Origin of the sequence: Rhodococcus sp. PBTS 1 (assembly GCF_001620025.1) — a bacterium.
GTDB lineage: Bacteria > Actinomycetota > Actinomycetes > Mycobacteriales > Mycobacteriaceae > Rhodococcoides > Rhodococcoides kroppenstedtii.
In genome coordinates this window covers 244164-264203 of sequence record NZ_CP015219.1, presented here as the reverse complement: position 1 = coordinate 264203, position 20040 = coordinate 244164, and the positions used below count along the sequence as shown (strand labels likewise).

The window sequence follows — 20040 nt, the reverse complement described above, 5'->3', positions numbered from 1 at the left end:
GGGTCAGCGCCGCCGCGACTTCTTGCGCGGGGGAGGCAGCGCACCCTCGGCACGCAGCCGCGCCGCGTGCTCGGCCAGCGCCTCGACCAGCGGACCGATCTGCGCCGTCTCCGGCTGGACGTCGACGCGCAGACCGAACTCGACGGCCGTCTCGGCGGTCTTCGGTCCGATGCAGGCGACCAGCGTGCGGGCGTGCGGCTTGCCGGCGATGCCGACGAGATTCCGCACGGTGGAGCTCGAGGTGAAGCACACCGCGTCGAACCCGCCGGTCTTGATCATCTCGCGCGTCTCCGCGGCGGGCGGTGCCGCACGAACGGTGCGGTAGGCGGTGACGTCGTCGATCTCCCATCCGCGCTCGCGCAGACCCTCCGCCAGCGTCTCCGTGGCGATGTCCGCACGCGGCAACAGCACTCGGTTGACCGGATCGAACACCTCGTCGTACGGCGGGAAGTCCTCGAGCAGCCCCAGCGAGCTCTGCTCACCGGAGGGCACCAGCTCGGGGTTGATGCCGAACGAGCGCACCTTGTCCGCCGTGGCCTCGCCGACGCAGGCGATCTTCACACCCGAGAACGCACGGGCGTCGAGACCGAACTCGGCGAACTTCTCCCACACCGCACGCACCGCGTTGGTGGAGGTGAACACCACCCACTGGTAACGACCGTCGACCAGGCCCTTGACCGACCGCTCCATCTGCGCCGGACTGCGCGGCGGCTCGACGGCGATGGTGGGCACCTCGATCGGGATGGCGCCGTGGGTGACCAGACGGTCGCTCATCTCCGCGGCCTGATCCTTGGTCCGCGGGACCAGCACCGTCCAGCCGTACAGTGCGCGAGACTCCCACCAGGACATCTTGTTCCGCTGCGAGACCACCTTCCCGACGGTCACCACCAGCGATCCGACCAGGTCCGACCCGGCGTCGTTCAGGGTGGCCAGCGTCGCCTCGACGGTGCGCTGCTGACGCGTGGTGCCGCGCACGGTGATCGCCACCGGGGTCTGCGGCGCGAGGCCGTGTTCGACCAGCGCGCTGGCGGTCTCGGCCAGGTGACCGGCGGTGGCGTGCAGCACCAGCGGGCCCGGCGCGGCGGCCAGCGAAGCCCAGTTGACGTCGCCGCGCACGTCGGCCTCGGTGTGCTCGGAGCCCAGGGCCATCCCGGCGTAGCTCGGGACGGCGGAGCCGGCGGGCAGGCCGGGCACGACCTCGAACTGCACCGACGTCCGGGCCACGGCGGTGACCTCCGCGATCACCGAGTCGGTGGTCAGCGGATCACCGGAGACCAGGCGCACCACGTCGTGGCCGTTCTTCGCTTCGGCCACCAGGGTTTTCGCGACCTCGGCCGGCTCGCCGAGAGCCGGGCGGACGTCCACCCCGGTGTCCCCGTTCTCGTCGGCCGGACGGCGCACGGCCGACCCCACCGAGGCGACGACGCCCTGATCGACGTCGGGATCGGTGAACGCCAGCTCGGCGACGGCGAGCGCCTCGCGGGCCCGCACGGTCAGCAGCGCCGGGTCGCCGGGGCCGGATCCCACGAACAGGATCCGACCCGGGGTGTTCTTGCGGACTCGGCTCATCGTTGGTTCTCCAGTGCGTTGTTGCGGTAGCTGATCCGGATTTCGGTGGCGGGACCCCGTTTCGGGATCAACCGCGCGGTGGCGATCGTGTCGTGGGAGTCGCGGGTCCCGGAGGACCCACGTCCGGCGCGGCGGCGCGGTCCGTGACCGGCCGCGAGACGCAGGGCGCGAGGCTCAGGCATCGCCACTCCCGGTGGTGGTGCTCGACGCCGTCGGCGACGACGCGGGCTCGGTGACCTCGACGAGGTCACGGGCCCCGAGATCCAACAACTCTCGGGCCACGGACCGGCCCAGGCTCTCGGCGTCCGCCACGGACCCGACGGCCGACGCGCGCACCACGTCCGACCCGTCGACGGCTGCCGCGCAACCGCGGACGGACAGTTCCTCGATCACCCGGCCGTCGTCGTCGAGCGAGTCGACCACCTCGGCGATCGCACCCACCGGCGCGGTGCAGCCGGCCTCCAGTTCGGCGAGCAGCGCCCGCTCCGCGGTCACGGTGGCGCGCGCGGCGACGTCGTCGAGCTCGGCCAGCACGGCGGCGAGATCGGTGTCGTCGCTGCGACATTCGACCGCCAGGGCCCCCTGGGCGGGGGCGGGCAGGAACTGCGCGGGCTCGAGTGCTTCGGTGACCACGTCCAGCCGATCGATGCGCGCGAGTCCGGCGCGGGCGACGACGACGGCGTCGAGATCGCCGGAGGTGACCTTGCCGATGCGGGTGTCGAGATTGCCCCGCAGCGGTCGGACGTCGAGACCCAGTCCGAGAGCACGCAATTGCGCGATCCGACGCGGCGCGGACGTACCGACGGTGGCGCCCGGCGGCAGTGCGCCCAGCACGAGGCCGTCCCGAGCGACGAGGGCGTCGCGCGGGTCCTCGCGCTGCGGGATCGCGGCCACGGTGAAGCGCGGGTCCTGCGCCGTCGGCAGATCCTTGTACGAGTGGACGGCGACGTCGATCGTGTTGTCCGCCAGCGCTTCTCGCAGCGCGGCGGTGAAGACGCCGACACCGATCTGCTGGACCGGCGCGGCCGACTTGTCGCCCGCGGTGGCCACGATCACCAGCTCGGTCTCGACTCCGGCCGCGGTGATGGCCGCGCGCACGGTCTCGGCCTGGGTGGTCGCCAGCAGACTGCCGCGCGTGCCGACGCGGATCACGCGCTTGTCCAGGGCGGCGGTCATTCCGTCACCTCGCGAGAGACGGTGAAGTCGTCGGCCAGTGCGGCACCGGGGTTCTCGGTGTCGACGGCAGCGACCTCCATCGGCGACGCCACGGCCTGGACGGTGGACGGCGAGAGTTCGAACAGCTCGCGCAGCGCCTCGGCGTAGGAGTCCCCGCCGGGCGTGGTGGCGAGCTGCTTGACCCGCACCGTGGGTGCGTGGAGCAGTTTGTCGACGACGCGTCGCACGGTGCGCGCCACCTCGTCGCGCTGGGGGTCGGCCAGGCCGGGGAGGCGGGAATCGAGACGCATCAGCTCCGCCTCGACCACCTCGGCCGCGCGCTGGCGCAGGGCGGTCACGGTGGGGGTGACCTCGGCGAGACGCTGACCCGACAGGTAGGCGGCGAGCTCGCGGGCGACGATGTCGCGGGCGGCCCGCTCGTCGGACGCCGCGGCGCCCGCGGCCGGATCGTGCTGGAGCGTGGCCATGTCGAGCACCGTCACCCCGGGCAGGCCGGCGACGGCGGGCTCGACGTCCCGCGGCAGACCGAGATCGCAGACGACCAGGGGCCGGTCGGCGGTGTCGCGGCGCGCGAGAGCGCGGTGTACGTCGGCGATGGTGACCACGGCACCCACCGCGCCGGTACAGGTGACGAGGACGTCGGCGTCGGCGACGGCGTCGGCCAGGTCGTCCAGCGTGACGGCGGCGGCCTCGACACCCGCCTCGGCGGCCGTCTCCGCGAGCCGTGCTCCGCGCGAGGCGGTGCGGTTGACCACGGTCACGGCCCCGATGCCGCCGCGGACCAGGTGCGCGACGGACAGACCGCCCATCGCGCCCGCGCCGAGCACCACGGCGCGGCGACCGGCGAGCGATCCGAGGACGTCGGCGGCCCGCTCGAGCGCGACGGAGACCACCGAGGCGCCGGCCTTGTCGATGCCGGTCTCCGAGTGGACCTTCTTGCCCACGCGCAGTGCCTGCTGGGCCAGTTCGTGCAGGGTGCGGCCCGACGCCTGCTGTGCGTCCGACGCCGCGTAGGCGGCCCGGATCTGACCGAGAATCTGCTGCTCGCCGACCACCATCGAGTCCAGACCACCGGCGACGGCGAAGAGGTGCTCGGCCGCGGCCTCGCTGTACCGCACGTAGGCGTGCTTGGTGAGCTCCGCGAGGTCCATGCCGGAGTGCTCCGACAGGAGGGCGCCGAGATCGGTCAGGGCGCCGTGGAAGGCGTCGACCACCGCGTAGACCTCCACGCGGTTGCAGGTCGAGACGATCATGACCTCGGAGACGTGCGAAGACGCCATGATCCGATCGGTGAGCTTCGGGCGGTCGGTGTCGCCGACGGCGACACGTTCGAGCACCGACACGGGAGCGCTGCGATGCGAGATCCCGAGGAGAAGAACACTCACGGAGGAATCACCGATCCGTTCTGCTGTGCGCCCCGACCGGAACACGGCCGGGATCGACTGGAGTGGCTGTGACGGTCGCGGCGTCCCGGCAGGTCGATCGGACCGGTCGAGGGCGCTGGGCCTTGTGGGCGTTGGCGAACGAGAGGATCTGCAACTCGACGGCGAGGTCGACCCGCCGCAGATCGACATGCGGCGGCGTGACCGGATCGATCGACGCGAACGAGAGAATGCAGTCGATGCCGGCGTCGACGAGCGCGTCGACGGCGGACTGGGCGGCCGCATCGGGGGTGGCGACGACGCCGACGGTCGCACCGAGCTCGGCGGCCGCGGACACGAGGTCGCGGGCGTGCCGCACCGTCAGATCGCGGTACCCGTCCGTCGCGGTTCCGACCGACACGGTGGTGCCCACCACGTCGGGGGCGACGTCGAAGAGCCCGACCAGGGTGAAGCCGCGGCGAGCGAAGCCCTCGTATCCGATCAGGGCGGACCCGAGATTTCCGAGCCCGACCAGCACCACCCGGTGCCCGCGGTCGAGACCCAGCGCCAGTTCGATGCGGGCTCGCAGGCGCGCGACGTCGTAGCCGACACCCCGGACACCCATGGGTCCGAGGAAGGAGAGGTCCTTGCGCAGCGTCGCGGATCCGACGCCCGACGCGACGGCGAGATCCTCGCTCGACACCACCAGGACCCGGCGCTCGGCGACCGCAGCGAGGACCCGGAGATAGTCGGCCAGACGGGTGACCGTAGCCTTGGGGATCGACGGAGTCGCTGGGGGCGATTCAGCCTTGGGGATCGACGGAGTCGCTGGGGGCGATTCAGCCTTGGGGATCGACGGAGCCGCGGGAGCAGCGGACGTGTCGTGCTGCTGACGGCGGACACCGCTCGCGGTGGTCCGCGCGGTCTCGTCGCCGGGGTTCCGGCGGTCAGCGGTCACGTCGATGACTCCTCGCACGGTGTTCGCGCAGGCCGGTGGGCACGAGCGATCCCCGTGGTCACCGCTCGCGCCGGGAGGTCACCGACCCCTTGACTCGATGTCCACGGTAACCGCTTGTGAACGTATGAACAAAGTCGCCGACGCGTGTGCTAGGGTGCCGCCCCCTCCGACACGCTTCCGCGACCGGATGGCGCCGTTCGGGACGGGTCAGCCCGCGGCGTCGGCCCCCAGATCGCGGCGCAACCGGGCCACGTCGACGTCCCAGTAGCTGTGCTCGCGGCCGTCGAGCAGCACCACCGGAAGCCGGTCTCCGTACTCCGCCCGCAGGTCAGGGTCCCGATCCGCTGCCTCGTCGACGTCGACGGAGTCCAACGCGACGTCCAGTTCCGCACAGAGCGGACGCAGAACCGCCATCGCCCCGTCGCACGCGCCGCAGCCCGCGCGTGTCAGCAATGTCACCGTGTGTCGACCGACCGTCATGGGCCCATTCTCTCGTGACGGGGTACGCCGCGACTAGGCTGGTCGCGTCGTGCGGCGGCGACGGCGTGAGTCGCTGCCGCGACGGTGTCGACGAGTCGCGCGGCCGCGACGGCGTCGACGAGTCGCTACCGCGACGGCGTCGACGAGTCGCTGCCGCGACGGACGAGACCAGGGGGAGGTGCGCATGGCCGATCAGGACGAGCCCGAGATTCTCGACGACTCCCGCGATCGTCGCCGGGTCGACCCGGCCGGCGCGCGCGATCGGATGGCCCGCCGCATCCGCAATCCCTTCGGTCCGACGGCCGCGCAGATCCGCGCCACCCTCGCCGGAGAGGCGAGCGCGGACGCCGCCATCGCACTGCAGGCCGAGGCGAAGGACGCCGCCGCGGCCCGGGATGCCGCCGACGGCGACGACGACCGTCCGAGCCCCGTCCCCCGCGACCTGACCGCGGCGGCGTTCTTCGACGTCGACAACACGATGGTGCAGGGCGCGTCGATCATCCACTTCGCCCGCGGCCTCGCGGCGCGCAAGTACATCACCACCAAGGACATCACCCAGTTCGCCTGGCAGCAGGTGAAGTTCCGCGTCAGCGGCAAGGAGAACCTCGGCGACGTCGACACCGGCCGTGCCAAGGCGCTGTCCTTCGTCGAGGGCCGCTCGACCGCGGAGATCGTGCGGCTCGGCGAGGAGATCTACGACGAGATCATCGCCGACCGCATCTGGGCCGGTACGCGGGCGCTCGCCCAGATGCATCTCGACGCGGGTCAGCAGGTGTGGCTCGTGACGGCGACTCCGGTGGAACTCGCGTCGATCATCGCGTCCAGGCTCGGGTTCACCGGTGCCCTCGGCACCGTCGCCGAGAGCGAGAACGGCGTGTTCACCGGCCGTCTGGTCGGAGACATCCTGCACGGCCGCGGCAAGGCGCACGCCGTCCGCACGCTCGCCGTCCGGGAGGGCCTCGATCTGCGGCGGTGCACCGCGTACTCCGATTCGTACAACGACGTCCCGATGCTCTCGCTGGTCGGCACGGCCGTCGCCGTCAATCCCGACGCCGACCTGCGCGAGCTGGCGAAGAACCGCGGCTGGGAGGTTCGGGACTTCCGCACCGGACGCAAGGCCGCCAAGATCGGCGTGCCGACCGCGCTCGCGCTGGGTGCCGTCGGCGGCGGCGTCGCGGCGGTGCTGGGTCGCAAGCAATCGTGACGCGCGTGCTGCCGTGACGCGCGCCGTCGTCGTCGGCGCCGGGGTGGGCGGGCTCGCCGCCGCCGCCCGCCTGTCCCACGGCGGGTACGACGTCACCGTGCTCGAGCAGTCGGCCGACCTCGGCGGCAAGCTCGGAATCGTCCGCCGGGACGGCTTCGTCTTCGACACCGGGCCGTCGCTGGTCACCATGCCGCACGTCCTGCGGGCCGTGTTCGACGACACCGGCGGCCCCGCCGACCTGCCGCTCGAGCGACTGCCCGTCGCGTGCCGCTACCGGTTCCCCGACGGCACGGTGCTGACCATGCCCGGCCACGCGGAGCGGATCCCCGACGCTCTCGACGCCGCCCTGGGGGCGGGCGCGGGAGAGCAGTGGAGTGCGTTCTCCGCACGGGCCGAACGGATTTGGGACGCCACCCACGCCGCATTCCTCGAGTCGTCCATCGGCCCGCGCGAGCTGATCACCCTCGGACGCCGGGTCGGGGACGTGCGCACCATCGCGCCGTGGTCGAGTCTGCGTGGCCTCGGCGCGCGGTACCTGACGGACCCGCGACTGCGCATGATGCTGGACCGCTACGCCACGTACACCGGCTCGGATCCGCGGCGTGCGCCCGCCGCGCTGGCCACCGTGCCCCACGTCGAACAGCGGTGGGGGTCCTGGCACGTGCCGGGTGGGCTGCACCGGATCGCGGAGGCGTTGGCGGACCGAGCCCGACTGTGCGGCACGGACATTCGGACGTCGGTAACGGTCACCGGCATCGCCACCGAGGGAGGGCGGGTCCGCGGGGTCCACACCACCGCCGGCACCGTCGACGCCGACGTGGTGATCGCGAACGCGGACGCCGAGCAGGTGTACCGCGACCTGCTGCCTCCGTCCCGACGCACCGCTCTCACCCGACGGCGGATCGGGGCCACCACGCCCAGCCTGTCCGGCTTCGTGGTGCTGCTCGCCCTGCGTGGCCGCGATCCGGACACCCCGCACCACCGCATCCTGTTTCCCGAGCACTACGACGACGAGTTCGACGCTGTCTTCGGAACCCGTTCGCGCGCAGCGCATCCCGCCGCGGACCCCACCGTCTACGTCAGCGCGCCGAACGATCCGGCGCTGCGTCCGAACGAGGACTCCGAGGCGTGGTTCGTCCTGGTGAACGCGGCTCGTCACGGCCGCGGCTCGCGCGCGCTGGTGGATTGGGACGCACCCGGTCTCGCGGAGACCTACGCCGACCGCATCCTGTCGATCATGGCCGCCCGCGGCGTCGACGTCCGCGACCGCGTACTGTGGCGGCAGATCCTCTCACCCGCCGATCTGGAGCGCCGCACCATGACGCCCGGCGGGTCGATCTACGGCACGTCGTCGAACGGTGCGCTGGCGGCATTCCTACGCCCCGCCAACCGATCTCCCGTGGACGGGCTGTTCCTCGTGGGCGGCTCGTCCCATCCGGGCGGCGGTCTGCCGTTGGTGACCCTCTCGGCCGAGATCGTGGACCGGATGGTGCGGGCGCGCTAGTTCGTCCGGTCGGCGAAGCCGGCGGGCAGGTCGCCCGGGGCGGTGTCGATCACGGTCTCGTCGTTCTCGCCGACGTGCTCGAACACCGTGACGTGCGCGAACTCCGGCACCACGTAGATCGGGTAGGTGGGGCCGGCGTCGCGGTAACGACGCATCTCGTCGAGGTGGTCGTTCTGGTACAGGACGGTCTTGTCCCCGTCGAGCTCGATCCAGTGCGGGAAGAAGATCGTGCCGTGCAGCACTCGCTGCTCGGGCACCACGGTGACGACGACGTTCGTGCCGGTGGGCTCGGTCCAGGAGATCTTGAAGACGCCGGGTGCCAGGGCGACCAGGTCGACGTCCTGGTCCTTCACCCAGCGACCTCCGACGTGACCGGAGTGGATCCGGTAATCGATGGTGGTCGCGTTCTTGACGTACATCTCGTACTGCCAGCCGTTGGCGTACGTGTAGATCATCCGGTGGCCGACCAGACCGGAGAGGTCCTGCGGCGGAACGGGATCGGAGACCGACGTCGGCCTCATCCCAGGAACACCCCGCGCCGACGGGTCAGCAGGCGGTAGAGCGTCTGCTGGATGGTCTCGCGGACGTGGTCGGTGACCTCGAAGAGCTCCATCGGATCGTCCGCCGCGGCGGGCGAGAACTGGTCCGTGCGAATGGGTTCGCCGAACTCGATGTACCACTTCGACGGCAGCGGGATCAGGCCCAGCGGACCGAAGTGCGGGAACAGCGGGGTCACCGGGAAGTACGGCAGACCCAGCACGCGCGCCAGCGTGGTCAGATCGCCGATCTTCGGATAGATCTCCTCCGAGCCGACGATCGAGCACGGGATGATCGGGGTCTGGGTCCGCAGCGCGGCCGAGACGAACCCGCCGCGTCCGAACCGCTGCAGCTTGTACCGCTCGCTGAACGGCTTGCCGATCCCCTTGAAGCCCTCCGGGAACACCGCGACCACCTCGCCGCCGCGCAGCAACCGCTCGGCGTCGGGCTGGCAGGCCAGGGTGTGTCCGGCACGGCGCGCGACCGTGCCCACCAGCGGCGTCTCGAAGGCCAGATCGGCGGCGAGCATGCGAAGCGCACGCTTCTGCGGGTGGTGGTCGCGCATGGCGACGGACGCCATCAGACCGTCGATGGGGATGACGCCCGCGTGGTTGGAGACCACCAGGGCGCCGCCCGTCGCGGGGACGTTCTCGATCCCGCGGACCTCGACGCGGAACCACTTGTCGAACAACGGTCGCAGCGCGGGCAGCCACACGTTGTCGGCGAAGTGCGGGTCGTAGCCGAACTCGTCCACCTCGTAGTCCCCGGACAGCCGGGTACGCAGGAAATCGGCGCCGCCCGACACCCGCTCGGCGACCGCGCGGCGCAGCGCGTCGAGAGCCGACGACGTGCGCTCGGCCGCGTCGTCCGGGACCCGCTCGGCGAGCACCGGCACCGGGGGTGTGTCGAGGCGCGGACCGACGACGGGCGCGTCGGTGTAGGCCGACGGATGGCGGCCGCGGACGTCCTCGGGCGTGCTGCCGGACGCCGTTCGCCCCGACCGTGCCGGACGCCCCGACCGTGCTGCCGACCCACGGAGCGGGATCACCTTCGCCACCCCGCTCACCGCCCCGCCGCCACGGATCGCATCGGAGCGGGCCGAGCGGCCCGGGCGGCATCGGCACCGAGCAGCGCGAGCAGTCGTGCCTCGGCGGCGTCGATCCATTCCCGTCGCACGACGGGCGTGAGGGCCACCCCGCGGACGAAGTCGTCGAACGCCTGCATCGTCGTCCACCTCGGGGTGAATCCCAGCACGGTCTTCATGCGCGTCGTGTCCACCCCGCAGCCGAAGTTGAAGTAGTCGAGTTGTTCCTCGGAGAAGCCGCGCATGAGCGACCCCATCACCGCCTTGCCCGTCGTGCGGAACAGCGCCGGAGGGACCGGCACCTCGATGCGCCCGGCACGCCGGATGGCCTGCGAGAGCATGACGATGCCGTCGGCCGCCACGTTGAACGTGCCCGCCGGTCCGGCGACGGTGGCCCGCTCCAGCGCCGCGAGTGCGTCCTCCTCGTGGAGCAGCTGCATCCGTGCATCGCGCCCCAGTACCGAGGGCGTGAGCGGCGAGGTCAGGTACCGCGAGACCGCGCCGTTGAGCCGCGGACCGATCATGGGCGCGTTGCGCAGAATGGTCACGTCCACGTCGGGACGACGACGGCCGAGCCCACGGGCGTACCCCTCGGTCTCCACCGCGTCGCGCGCAAATCCGCCGCGCAGCCGCGATTTCGACCCCATCTCCTCGGTGAACTGGGCGGGGTCCTTGGCGCTGCACCCGTACACGGCGGTCGACGAGCGGAGCACCACCCGCCGCACCGACGGCGACTTCTGGCAGACGGCGAACAGCTGCATCGCGCCGAGGACGTTGAGGTCCTTCATGACGGTGCGCCCACCGCCGCCGGGCGGCCGGGAGATGAGCGAGGCATGCACCACGGTGTCGACCTCGCTGCTGCGGATGACCTTGCCGATGAGGGGGTTCCTGATGTCGGCGCGCACGAACTCGGCGCGGCCCATCCGGCGGATCATGTCCTTGGTCGGAGCGACGGCGTCGACGGCGATCACGCGCTCGACCGACGGATTTTGCGCCAGCCGCGCCGTGAGGTAGCCGCCGAGGAAGCGGCTGGCGCCGGTCACCAGAACGACGCGCGGCGCGGCCGAGGCGCGGCTGTCATCGCTCACCGATCTCACCCCGACTCGCTCGTGACTCTCGTCCTACCCGTCGGGACCATCGTGTCACGGGTCGCCGATCCGCGCTGTGGACTCGGCCACAGACCGCGCCCCGGAGGACCCGACGAACGACTCTGCCCGTGCACCTCGAGGTGCACGGGCAGAGTCGGCGCGGCGGCTACCGCCGCGGGAAGATCACTTGCCGAGTTTCCTGCGCTGAACGCGAGTGCGGCGCAGCAGCTTGCGGTGCTTCTTCTTCGACATGCGCTTGCGGCGCTTCTTGATCACTGAACCCATGCGGGTGTCCTCGCGTTCTTCTGGTCGTATCGGTCGGCAGCGTGTGCTGCTGCGCACGGCGGGGCGGCGCACCCGACGAGGGTGCGCACAACGGCGCAGGGGCTGTCCGCACGCGCGTGTGCAGCCCCATCATAAACCGGCAGGCAGTGCTCACCCGAATCGGGTGAGCGGACCCGGCGGGCCGCGCGCCTAGCCGGCGTCGAAGTAGGAGGTCTCCAAGTAGTCGTGCACCGCCTTCGCGTGCACTCGGAACGAGCGGCCCACCCGAACGGCCGGCAGCTCGCCACCGTGCACCAAGCGGTACACGGTCATCTTGGACACCCTCATCAACGACGCCACTTCGGCCACCGTGAGGAATTGCGTGCCGGCCACGGCCGGTCCTCCGTCGTGCGACGAGTTCTTCGAACCCGACCCGGACGGCTTGTCCACTGATTCCATGAAATTCACATACCTCCGGCACGTCCGCGCCGCCGGCTTCCCCTCCGGCGGAACAGACACGCACGTGCTGCGACCGAGCTTAGCGGGACACCTGTGACTTCTGCGACGGGTGGGGGTGGATTTCGTCCGAATTACCGACGGGGCCGACCCGATCAGCCGAGGAGCGGAGTCCCGTCGGGCGGGATCCCCAGCGCCACGCTGCGTGCCTTGGCCGCCTCCACGGCGTCCAACACGGCGGCGCGGAACCCGCGTCGTTCCAGTTCGGCGAGGGCGGCGGCCGTCGTTCCCCCCGGCGAAGTGACCCCGGCGCGGAGCTCGGTGGCCGACTCGTCGGACCGGTCGAGCATCGCGGCCGAGCCCACCATGGTCTGCGTCACCAGCGTCGTCGCCGTCTCGCGTGTCAGACCCAGCCCGACGGCCGCGTCCACCATGGCCTCGGCCATGAGGAAGAAGTAGGCGGGCCCGGAACCGGACACCGCCGTCACCGCGTCGATCTTGTCCTCGGCGACCACGGCGGTGCGGCCGACGGTGCCCAGCAGCTTGCGGACGGCCTCGATGTGCTCGGACCGCGCGTGCCGACCCGGGGCCAGCACGCTCATCGCCTCGCCGACGAGCATGGGGGTGTTGGGCATGACCCGCACGATCGGGATGCCCGCGGGCAGCTTGGGCTCGTACCGCGACGCCGGCACTCCCGCGGCCATCGAGACCACGATCTGCTCGCGCTCGCCGTTGAGCTCGGCCTTCGACATCTGGGTGACGACGGAGTCCACGTCGTCCGGCTTGACCGCGACGACGATGACGTCGGCGCCCTCCACGGCGTCGACCACGCTGGTCGCACGGATGCCGAACTGCGTCGCCACGGCCTCGGCGCGCGCCGGATGCTTCTCCGCCAACACCACCGAGCCCGTCGGCAGTCCGCCCTCGATCAGCCCGGCGATCAACGCCTCTCCGATTCGGCCGCCACCGATCACCGCGATTCTCGTCATGGATGACAGGTTCTCACGGGGGCGGTCAGGCCTGCGGAAGCGGCACCATCGCCAGCTGACGGCTCTGCACCACCAGCGCGCCGGTCTCGTCGACGACGGTGTGGTCCTCCTCGAACCACTGTCCCCCGACGACGGCCGACGAGGACGTCACGCGCAGCCATCCCGGCGTCGGGGTGCGGCGCAGGTACGTCGTCAACTGCACCGTCGGCGCCCACCCGAACAGCCCGCGGTTCATCGTGACCGGCGGGCAGATGTCGCCCGTCATGACGGCGAAGAGCGCGGCGGTGGCGGGGTCGTCCTCGTCGTCCGGTCGCGGGCGCACCCACATGCGGATCTCGGCGGATCCCTGTGCGCCCGTGAGGAAATGGGCCGCGGTCGGATCGAGCCGCATGTCGCAGCCCCGCGCGACGTGGACGACGTCGGCCATCGGGTGTCCGGGCGCGACGCGGGCGGCGGCGTCCGGCGGGGTCGGGTCCATGGCCAGGGCGGACGCGAGCGGCCCGTCGTGCTCCTGGTGAACCGGCGCGGCGGTGTCCGGCGTGCCCAGGGTGACGACGCACCGCACGGCGGGTCGGTCGCCCTGGCTCAGGACGGCGTCGACGTGGGCGACGCGGCGACCGCGCTTGTGGATCGTCGTGGTGACGGTCACCGGACCGGGATCGGGCGCCGCGAGGTAGCTCGCGCTCACCGCGAGCGGAGAGAGCACGGCCGGGTCGTCGTCACCCGCGAGCCGCTGCGACGCGGCCGCGGCACACACCGCCATCATCGCGCCGCCGTGCACCTTGGGCCCGATGGTCCACGTCGGGTCGATCGTGCCCGCGAAGACGTCGGTCTCGACCCGCTCCAGCGTCGTCAGGTCTCGGAACGGGGCATCGGTCACGACGTACTCGGTTCTGCCGGGGCGGACCGTGAGGGCCGGCCGAGGTGGGTGCGGGCGAAGGCGAGCGACCGTTCGAGGGCGGTGGAGCGCTCGGCCGCCGTGCGGGCGTTCTGGGTGTTGATCTCCACCACCGCCTGCCCGTCGAAGCCTTGCTCGGCGACACGGCGCAGGACCTGCGCGACGGGCTGGGTGCCGTCACCGGGCACCAGGTGTTCGTCGACGGACGCGCCGCGGCCGTCCGCGAGATGGAAGTGTGCGAGCCCGCGACCCATGCGGTCGGCGAGGTCGACGGCGTCGAGTCCCGACGTCGCGGTGTGCGAGAAGTCCAGTGTGTAGTGCGCGAAGCCGACGTCCGTCGGGTCGTACGACGGGGCGAAGGCGGATACGCCCAGTCCCGGCCGACCGCCACGCCGCTCCAGGCGCCGCGCCGAGCCGGTCACCGCGCCGAACAGTCGATCGAGCCGCATCGGGAACATGTTCTCCACGGCCACCACGACACCGTCGGACGCCTCCTCGAGCTCCGCCGTCTGCTCGGCGAAGCCCTCGACGTACGCGCGCTGCCACCGGAACGGCGGGTGCACCACCACGGTGCGCGCACCCAGCGCCTCGGCGGCGTGAACCGTCTTGGCCAGCTTCGCCACCGGGTCCGACCCCCACACTCGCTGGGTGATGAGCAGGCACGGCGCGTGCACGGCCAGCACCGGAACGCCGTAGGTGCGGGAGAGACGACGAATCGCCGCGGGGTCCTGACTGATCGGCTCGGCCCACACCATCAGCTCGACGCCGTCGTACCCGAGCTCGGCGGCGAACCGGAACGCGGACTCGGTGTTCTGCGGATAGACCGACGCCGTCGACAGCCCGACCGGAGTCGTCGGCCGACTCGGTGGCACCGTCATGTGGACAGCATGAAGGCCAGCGGGCCCAGCGTGACGAACACACCCACCACCACCGCGAGCAGGATCGAGACGATGTCGTCGGTGCGGCGCAGCACACGCACCACGGCCACCAGACCGACGATCACGAAGAACGCCAGCACCAGCGCGACCCACGGGAGCATCTCCCACAGCCGCTCGAAGCCCTTGAACAGCAGCGCGCCGAGCACGATCGCGACGGCGCCCTGCCCCACCAGCGACAACCACTGCCGGACCGGTCCGCGCGACCGGGCGGGAGCGGGGGTGTCCGCCGCCTCGTCGGGCGGGGTCTCGGCATCTGCGGGGCCGGCGTCGGCAGCTGCCTCGACGTCGCCGTCGACGCGGGTGAGCGCGGTGGTCTCCGGCTCGGCGTCCTGCTCGAGGCCGAGATCCAGCTCGGGCTGGGGTTCGGGCTCCGGCTCGAGCTCCGGTTCAGGCTCCGCACTCCGGTCCGGGCGCGCGACGGAGTCGCGCAGCCGGTCCCCCGCCACGCTGGGGGCGCCCGAGAAGAGGGCGGGCTCCTCCTGCGGGACGAAGGCCGGGGTGGGACGACGACGGGTCTCCGTCTCGGCCACCGGCTCCGGTTCGGGCTCCACCACCGGCTCGGGCTCCGGCTGGGACTCCGCCACCGGCTCGGTCTCCGTCTCGACCGGGTGCTCCTCGGCGACGGCCGGGGTCTCCTCGGTGCGGTCCTCGTCGACCCTGTTCTCGTCGGCCCGGTCCTCGTCGGCCCGGTCCTCGTCGGCCGGCGCCTCGTCCCGGATGACGGGAATCTCACCGGTCAGCTCGGCGACCGAGATGCCACCGGCCATGCCGCGGCGGCGGCGGCCGCCCGTGCCCACGGTCGCGCCGTTGCGGGCGAGCAGTTCCGCCACCGACACCGGGCCGGTGGTGCCGCCTGTGTTGTCGTCGGTCATCTCGCGCCCTGTCTCACTCACCTGGTCGTTCTCGTCGGTCGGTCTCGGTCGTTCGGTTCCGGTGGGGCCACTCGCCCGGTCACGTCGCCGTCGTCGGCACGACGTCACCGAACGACTCGGTGTCCAGCTTGCGCAGGATCAGCCCCTCACGCAGCGCCCACGGGCAGATCTCGAGGGTGTCGAGTGACAGCGCGCGCATGGCCGCCTCGGCCACCAACGCGCCCGCCACCATCTGCCGTGACCGGTCGGCGCTGACTCCCTCGAGCTCGGCGCGATCCGCCGCCGTCATTCTCGAGATGAAGGAGATCACCTGACGGAGGCCGTCCGCGGTCAGCGTGCGCTTGACCCGCGGGCCGGCCGCCGACGGTGCCGCACCGGTCAGTCTGGCCAACGAACGGAAGGTCTTCGACGTTCCCACGGCACGGTCCGGCAGCCCGGGGGCGAGGACGGCCTTCGCCGGTTCCACCAGTTCGGCGTCGAGCCAGTCCCGCAGGACGGCGACGCGACGTTTGCCCGGCGGGTCCTCGTCCAGCCAGTCGCGGGTGAGGCGCCCGGCGCCGAGTTGGAGGGACATCGCGACGTCGGGGTTCTCGTCGATACCCGTGCTGAGTTCGAGCGATCCGCCGCCGATGTCGAGGTCGAGGATCCGGCCGGCGCTCCAGCCGAACCAGCGGCGCACGGCGAGGAACGTCAGACGCGACTCGTCCTCGCCGGAGAGAACCTGCAGGTCGACACCGGTCTCGTCGCGCACGCGGCCGAGGACGGCGTCGGAGTTGCGCGCGTCGCGCACCGCGGACGTCGCGAAGGCCATGAGTTCACCGCAGCCGGACGATCGGGCGATTCCGGCGAAATCGGCCACGGTCCGCATGAGTCGGTCGGCGCCCTGGGCGGTGATGTCGCCCGCGTCGTCCGTGTTCTCCGCGAGGCGCAGCGCAGCCTTGGTGGAGCTCATCGGTGTCGGGTGACCACCACGATGGGCGTCGACCACGAGGAGATGAACGGTGTTGCTTCCGACGTCGAGCACCCCTAGCCGCACATCGAACACCGTACTGGGTCTAGCGTCGTGGCCTGTGACACGTGCTCCGAAGGATGTCACCGAGCGTCCGGCCGACGTGCTGGAACCGGTGGCGACGGCCAAGCTGGATCCGGCGCCCGAGGTGCCGCCCGACTTCCCGCGCGAGTGGGTGGAGTTCACCGATCCCACCGACCCCGCCCACCTCGTTCGCGTCGACATGACGTGGTTGCTGTCGCGGTGGACCTGCGTCTTCGGCACCCCCGCCTGCCAGGGCACGGTGCCGGGCCGGCCGGACGACGGCTGCTGCTCGCACGGCGCGTTCCTCTCCGACGACGACGATCGGGCCAAGCTCGATCGGTCCGTGGCGATGCTGACGGAGGAGGACTGGCAGTTCTTCGACAAGGGCCACGGCAAGAAGGGCTACACCGAGATCGACGACCTCGAGGGCGAGCAGGCGGTGCGCACCCGGAAGTACAAGGACGCGTGCATCTTCCTCAACCGGCCGGGCTTCGCCGGCGGGATCGGCTGCGCCCTGCACCGCATGGCGCTGCGCACCGGCGTCGAACCGCTGACCGTCAAGCCCGACGTCTGCTGGCAGTTGCCCGTCCGACGCACCCAGGACTGGGTCACCCGCCCCGACGGCGTCGAGATCCTGCAGACCGTGGTGGGCGAGTACGACCGGCGCGGCTGGGGCGAGGGCGGCGCCGACCTGTCCTGGTACTGCACCGGGTCCCCCGACGCGCATGTGGGCAGCAAGCCCGTGTGGCAGTCCTACGCTCCGGAACTCACCGAGCTCCTCGGCATCGACGTCTACACCGAGCTCGCGGCGCTGTGCCGTCGGCGGGAGGGGCTGGGCCTGATCGCCGTCCATCCCGCCACGCGCGAGGCCTCCCGGACCTGAGGCCGCACCTGCCGGGCTACTCCTCGAGCTTGTAGCCCAGTCCGCGCACGGTGACCAGGTGCACCGGCTTGGCCGGGTCCGCCTCGATCTTCGAGCGCAGCCGCTTGACGTGCACGTCGAGCGTCTTGGTGTCGCCGACGTAGTCCGCGCCCCACACCCGGTCGATCAACTGACCGCGCGTCAGCACACGACCGGAGTTGCGCAGCAGGTACTCGAGCAGGTCGAACTCCTTGAGCGGAAGGGTGATCGTCGCACCGTTCACCTGCACCACGTGCCGCTCGACGTCCATCCGCACCGGGCCGGCGGACAGGACGGAGGTGTCGTCGATCTCCTCGGTGTCGGCGCCGCGGCGCAGCACGGCCCGGATCCGCGCGATCAGCTCGCGCGAGGAGTACGGCTTGGTGACGTAGTCGTCCGCTCCCAGCTCGAGGCCGACGACCTTGTCGATCTCGCTGTCGCGGGCGGTGACCATGATGACCGGCACGCCCGAGCGGCTCCGCAGGTGCTTGCAGACGTCCGTGCCGCTCATGCCGGGCAGCATGAGGTCGAGCAGGACGATGTCCGCCCCGGACCGGTCGAACTCGGCCAGTGCGGACGGGCCGTCGCCCACCACCGTCGCCTCGAACCCTTCCTTGCGCAGCAGGAAGGCCAACGGGTCGGCCAACGATTCCTCGTCCTCGACGATCAGCACACTCGTCACGGGATGTCCTTTGCGGTCATGACGGTTCTCCGTCGTCTTCGATGTGAGCGGGGATCAGCAGGGTGAAGGTGGACCCGGTGCCGGGCTTGCTCCACAGCTCGATGCGGCCGTTGTGATTGGCCATGACGTGTTTGGCGATCGCGAGTCCGAGGCCGGTCCCGCCCGTCGCACGTGACCGGGCCTTGTCCACGCGGAAGAAGCGTTCGAACACCCGCTCCTGATGTTCCTTGGCGATGCCGATGCCGCGGTCCGTCACCGACAGCGCCACCATGCGCTGGCCGTCGACGTCGCGCTGGGAGCGGGTGACCGTGACGGGCGCTCCCTGCGGGGAGTAGGCGATGGCGTTCTCCACCAGGTTCGACAGGGCCGTCACCAGGAGTGTCTGATCGCCCAGCACCTCGAGTCCGCTGGGGTGATCGGTGGTGACCGTGATGCCCGCGGCCTGGGCCTTCAGCTCCGAGCGGGCGAGGGCGTTGCGCACGACGGTGTCGACGTCGACCACGTCGAGATCGGGCAACTTCTCGGCGCCCTGCAGCCGGGAGAGGGAGATCAGCTCGCTGACCATGTTGCCGAGCCGGGTGGACTCGTCGAGCATGCGCTCGCCGAAGTGATGCACCGACGCCGGATCGTCGGCCGATTCCAGCAGGGCCTCCGCCAGCAGGCCGATGGCCCCCACCGGGGTCTTGAGCTCGTGACTGACGTTGGCGACGAAGTCCCGACGGGTCGCCTCCATCCGCACCTGCTCGGAATCGTCGTCGGCGAACAGGACCACGAAGCGTCTGTCTTCCCGACTGAGCAGCTGCGCGGTGCCGCGGACCGCGATGCCGGGCCGGCCTCGCTGATCGAGGACCGTGAGGTCGACCTCGACGTCCTCCCCCGTCTCGAGGACGCGGGTCGCGGCCTTCCACGCCCGCTCGTCGAGCGAGCGAGCCCGCACCAGGCCCAGTTCCTCCGCGCGCGGGTTGAAGAGCACGACGTCGTGGAACTGGTCGACCACGGCGATCCCGCTCTGCGCGGCGAGCACGATGAGGTCGAGGACCTGGGACATCGTCAGCCCGTTCTCGCGCTTGAGCCGCTGCGCCCGCACGGACGTCAGATAGGGCACCAGCACGCCACCGACCAGGTAGCCACCGAACGCCGCGACGGCGACGAGGATGACGACGGTCGGGGTGTTCACGGGCGAATCGTACGGCGGTCGGAACGGGCGTCGTCGCACGGTGGGCCGGGTTTTCCCGACGTCACACGGCGTCCGACGCCCGTTCGCGCAGCGTTCACGTGGGGGCTACTTTCCGCCCTGGTTCGCCACGGCGGCCGCGCCCGCCGCAGCGGCCTCCGGATCGAGGTAGACGCCACCGGGCGTCGTCGGGACGAGCTTGTCGCCGGACTCGGTGAGGTCGTACTGCAGCGGGATGCCGGTGGGGATGTTGAGCGCGGCGATGTCGGCGTCGGAGATGCCGTCGAGGTACTTCACCAATGCGCGCAACGAGTTGCCGTGCGCGGCCACCATGACCGTGCGACCCGCACGCAGCTCGGGGACGATCGTCTCCTCGTAGTACGGAACGAACCGCTCGACGACGTCCTTCAGGCACTCCGTGAGCGGGACCGTCTCGAGGTCCGCGTAGCGGGGATCGGCGTCCTGGCTGTACTCGCTGCCGGCCTCGATCGGCGGGGGCGGGGTGTCGTAGCTGCGGCGCCACAGCATGAACTGCTCGTCGCCGAACTTCTCCTTCGTCTCCGCCTTGTTCAGACCCTGCAGCGCGCCGTAGTGACGCTCGTTGAGACGCCAGTCGCGCACCACGGGGATCCAGTGCCGATCGGCCGCGTCCAACGCGAGGTTCGCGGTGCTGATCGCGCGGCGCAGCAGCGAGGTGTACAGCACGTCCGGCAGCACCCCGGCGTCCTTGAGCAGTTCGCCGGCGCGCCGCCCCTCGGCCTCGCCCTTTTCGGTCAGGCGCACGTCCTGCCACCCGGTGAACTGGTTGGACGCGTTCCATTCGCTCTCGCCGTGGCGCAGAAGGATCAGAGTTCCGATGCTCATGGCGTCAG

22 protein-coding genes are annotated in these 20040 nt (G+C 71.4%); 3 read left to right on the top strand and 19 right to left on the bottom strand.

The annotated features are described in order from the left end of the window. Positions 1-3 precede the first annotated feature (3 nt). The 6 genes from A3Q40_RS01280 to A3Q40_RS01255 form a co-directional block, all read right to left on the bottom strand. Positions 4-1569, bottom strand: coding sequence for a uroporphyrinogen-III synthase (locus tag A3Q40_RS01280; RefSeq protein ID WP_068099459.1), 1566 nt, complete (start codon positions 1567-1569; stop codon positions 4-6). Further along, on the bottom strand, positions 1566-1751 hold the full coding sequence (locus A3Q40_RS01275) for a hypothetical protein (RefSeq protein ID WP_139203901.1): 186 nt from the start codon (positions 1749-1751) through the stop codon (positions 1566-1568). Before A3Q40_RS01275 ends, A3Q40_RS01280 begins: the two co-directional genes overlap by 4 nt. Further along, entirely contained in the window at positions 1744-2745 is a 1002-nt protein-coding gene (gene hemC / locus A3Q40_RS01270) for a hydroxymethylbilane synthase (RefSeq protein ID WP_068099457.1), read from the bottom strand. The genes A3Q40_RS01275 and hemC overlap by 8 nt, the downstream gene beginning before the upstream one ends. Then, the gene (locus tag A3Q40_RS01265) at positions 2742-4130 is read right to left on the bottom strand and encodes a glutamyl-tRNA reductase (RefSeq protein ID WP_068104841.1); all 1389 of its coding nucleotides are present in this window, start codon (positions 4128-4130) and stop codon (positions 2742-2744) included. The genes hemC and A3Q40_RS01265 overlap by 4 nt, the downstream gene beginning before the upstream one ends. Positions 4131-4137: 7 nt before the next feature. Further along, on the bottom strand, positions 4138-5064 hold the full coding sequence (locus tag A3Q40_RS01260) for a redox-sensing transcriptional repressor Rex (RefSeq protein WP_069972884.1): 927 nt from the start codon (positions 5062-5064) through the stop codon (positions 4138-4140). A 207-nt stretch (positions 5065-5271) separates the two neighbouring features. Continuing rightward, positions 5272-5544, bottom strand: a complete 273-nt coding sequence (locus A3Q40_RS01255) for a glutaredoxin family protein (RefSeq protein WP_068099456.1) — start codon at positions 5542-5544, stop codon at positions 5272-5274. Positions 5545-5809: 265 nt separating this feature from the next. Here A3Q40_RS01255 and A3Q40_RS01250 point away from each other — a divergent pair, with 265 nt between their 5' ends. Next, positions 5810-6748, top strand: coding sequence for an HAD family hydrolase (locus tag A3Q40_RS01250; RefSeq protein ID WP_235606547.1), 939 nt, complete (start codon positions 5810-5812; stop codon positions 6746-6748). 13 nt (positions 6749-6761) lie between these two features. Continuing rightward, positions 6762-8252 carry a phytoene desaturase family protein gene (locus A3Q40_RS01245; protein WP_068104837.1) on the top strand — a complete coding sequence of 497 codons (1491 nt, stop codon included), beginning with the start codon at positions 6762-6764 and terminating at the stop codon, positions 8250-8252. Here A3Q40_RS01245 and A3Q40_RS01240 read toward each other — a convergent pair. The 10 genes from A3Q40_RS01240 to A3Q40_RS01200 all read right to left on the bottom strand — a co-directional run bounded on the left by A3Q40_RS01240 (position 8249) and on the right by A3Q40_RS01200 (position 16414). Continuing rightward, positions 8249-8773: a phenolic acid decarboxylase gene (locus A3Q40_RS01240; RefSeq protein WP_068099455.1), complete on the bottom strand. Its 525-nt coding sequence runs from the start codon at positions 8771-8773 to the stop codon at positions 8249-8251. The genes A3Q40_RS01245 and A3Q40_RS01240 overlap by 4 nt on opposite strands. Beyond that, the gene (locus A3Q40_RS01235) at positions 8770-9855 is read right to left on the bottom strand and encodes a lysophospholipid acyltransferase family protein (protein WP_068099454.1); all 1086 of its coding nucleotides are present in this window, start codon (positions 9853-9855) and stop codon (positions 8770-8772) included. Before A3Q40_RS01235 ends, A3Q40_RS01240 begins: the two co-directional genes overlap by 4 nt. Further along, on the bottom strand, positions 9852-10961 hold the full coding sequence (locus A3Q40_RS01230) for an NAD-dependent epimerase/dehydratase family protein (RefSeq protein WP_068104835.1): 1110 nt from the start codon (positions 10959-10961) through the stop codon (positions 9852-9854). The genes A3Q40_RS01235 and A3Q40_RS01230 overlap by 4 nt, the downstream gene beginning before the upstream one ends. A gap of 183 nt (positions 10962-11144) precedes the next feature. Next, positions 11145-11246 (bottom strand): 30S ribosomal protein bS22, encoded by a 102-nt coding sequence (locus tag A3Q40_RS19640; protein ID WP_003402602.1) that lies wholly within the window; start codon positions 11244-11246, stop codon positions 11145-11147. 189 nt (positions 11247-11435) lie between these two features. Beyond that, positions 11436-11684, bottom strand: a complete 249-nt coding sequence (locus tag A3Q40_RS01225; RefSeq protein ID WP_068099453.1) for a helix-turn-helix domain-containing protein — start codon at positions 11682-11684, stop codon at positions 11436-11438. Positions 11685-11836: 152 nt separating this feature from the next. Beyond that, the gene (proC, locus tag A3Q40_RS01220; protein WP_068099452.1) at positions 11837-12670 is read right to left on the bottom strand and encodes a pyrroline-5-carboxylate reductase; all 834 of its coding nucleotides are present in this window, start codon (positions 12668-12670) and stop codon (positions 11837-11839) included. Between the two features lie 25 nt (positions 12671-12695). Further along, a complete protein-coding gene (locus tag A3Q40_RS01215) occupies positions 12696-13550 on the bottom strand; it encodes a thioesterase family protein (protein ID WP_068099451.1) in 855 nt (284 codons plus the stop codon). Then, positions 13547-14446, bottom strand: a complete 900-nt coding sequence (locus tag A3Q40_RS01210) for a sugar phosphate isomerase/epimerase family protein (RefSeq protein WP_068099450.1) — start codon at positions 14444-14446, stop codon at positions 13547-13549. Before A3Q40_RS01210 ends, A3Q40_RS01215 begins: the two co-directional genes overlap by 4 nt. Continuing rightward, entirely contained in the window at positions 14443-15378 is a 936-nt protein-coding gene (locus A3Q40_RS01205; protein ID WP_068099449.1) for a Yip1 family protein, read from the bottom strand. The genes A3Q40_RS01210 and A3Q40_RS01205 overlap by 4 nt, the downstream gene beginning before the upstream one ends. 79 nt (positions 15379-15457) lie before the next feature. Further along, positions 15458-16414 (bottom strand): Ppx/GppA phosphatase family protein, encoded by a 957-nt coding sequence (locus A3Q40_RS01200; RefSeq protein WP_068104831.1) that lies wholly within the window; start codon positions 16412-16414, stop codon positions 15458-15460. Between the two features lie 103 nt (positions 16415-16517). Between A3Q40_RS01200 and A3Q40_RS01195 the strand changes: the two genes are divergently transcribed. After that, on the top strand, positions 16518-17294 hold the full coding sequence (locus A3Q40_RS01195) for a hypothetical protein (protein ID WP_068104833.1): 777 nt from the start codon (positions 16518-16520) through the stop codon (positions 17292-17294). Positions 17295-17310: 16 nt separating this feature from the next. Here the strand turns inward: A3Q40_RS01195 and A3Q40_RS01190 are convergent, their stop codons facing one another. The 3 genes from A3Q40_RS01190 to A3Q40_RS01180 all read right to left on the bottom strand — a co-directional run bounded on the left by A3Q40_RS01190 (position 17311) and on the right by A3Q40_RS01180 (position 20032). Next, entirely contained in the window at positions 17311-17994 is a 684-nt protein-coding gene (locus A3Q40_RS01190; RefSeq protein ID WP_068099448.1) for a response regulator transcription factor, read from the bottom strand. A gap of 16 nt (positions 17995-18010) precedes the next feature. Next, entirely contained in the window at positions 18011-19171 is a 1161-nt protein-coding gene (locus A3Q40_RS01185) for a sensor histidine kinase (RefSeq protein WP_068099447.1), read from the bottom strand. A 105-nt stretch (positions 19172-19276) separates the two neighbouring features. Continuing rightward, positions 19277-20032: a phosphoglyceromutase gene (locus A3Q40_RS01180; RefSeq protein WP_068099446.1), complete on the bottom strand. Its 756-nt coding sequence runs from the start codon at positions 20030-20032 to the stop codon at positions 19277-19279. Positions 20033-20040: the final 8 nt, after the last annotated feature.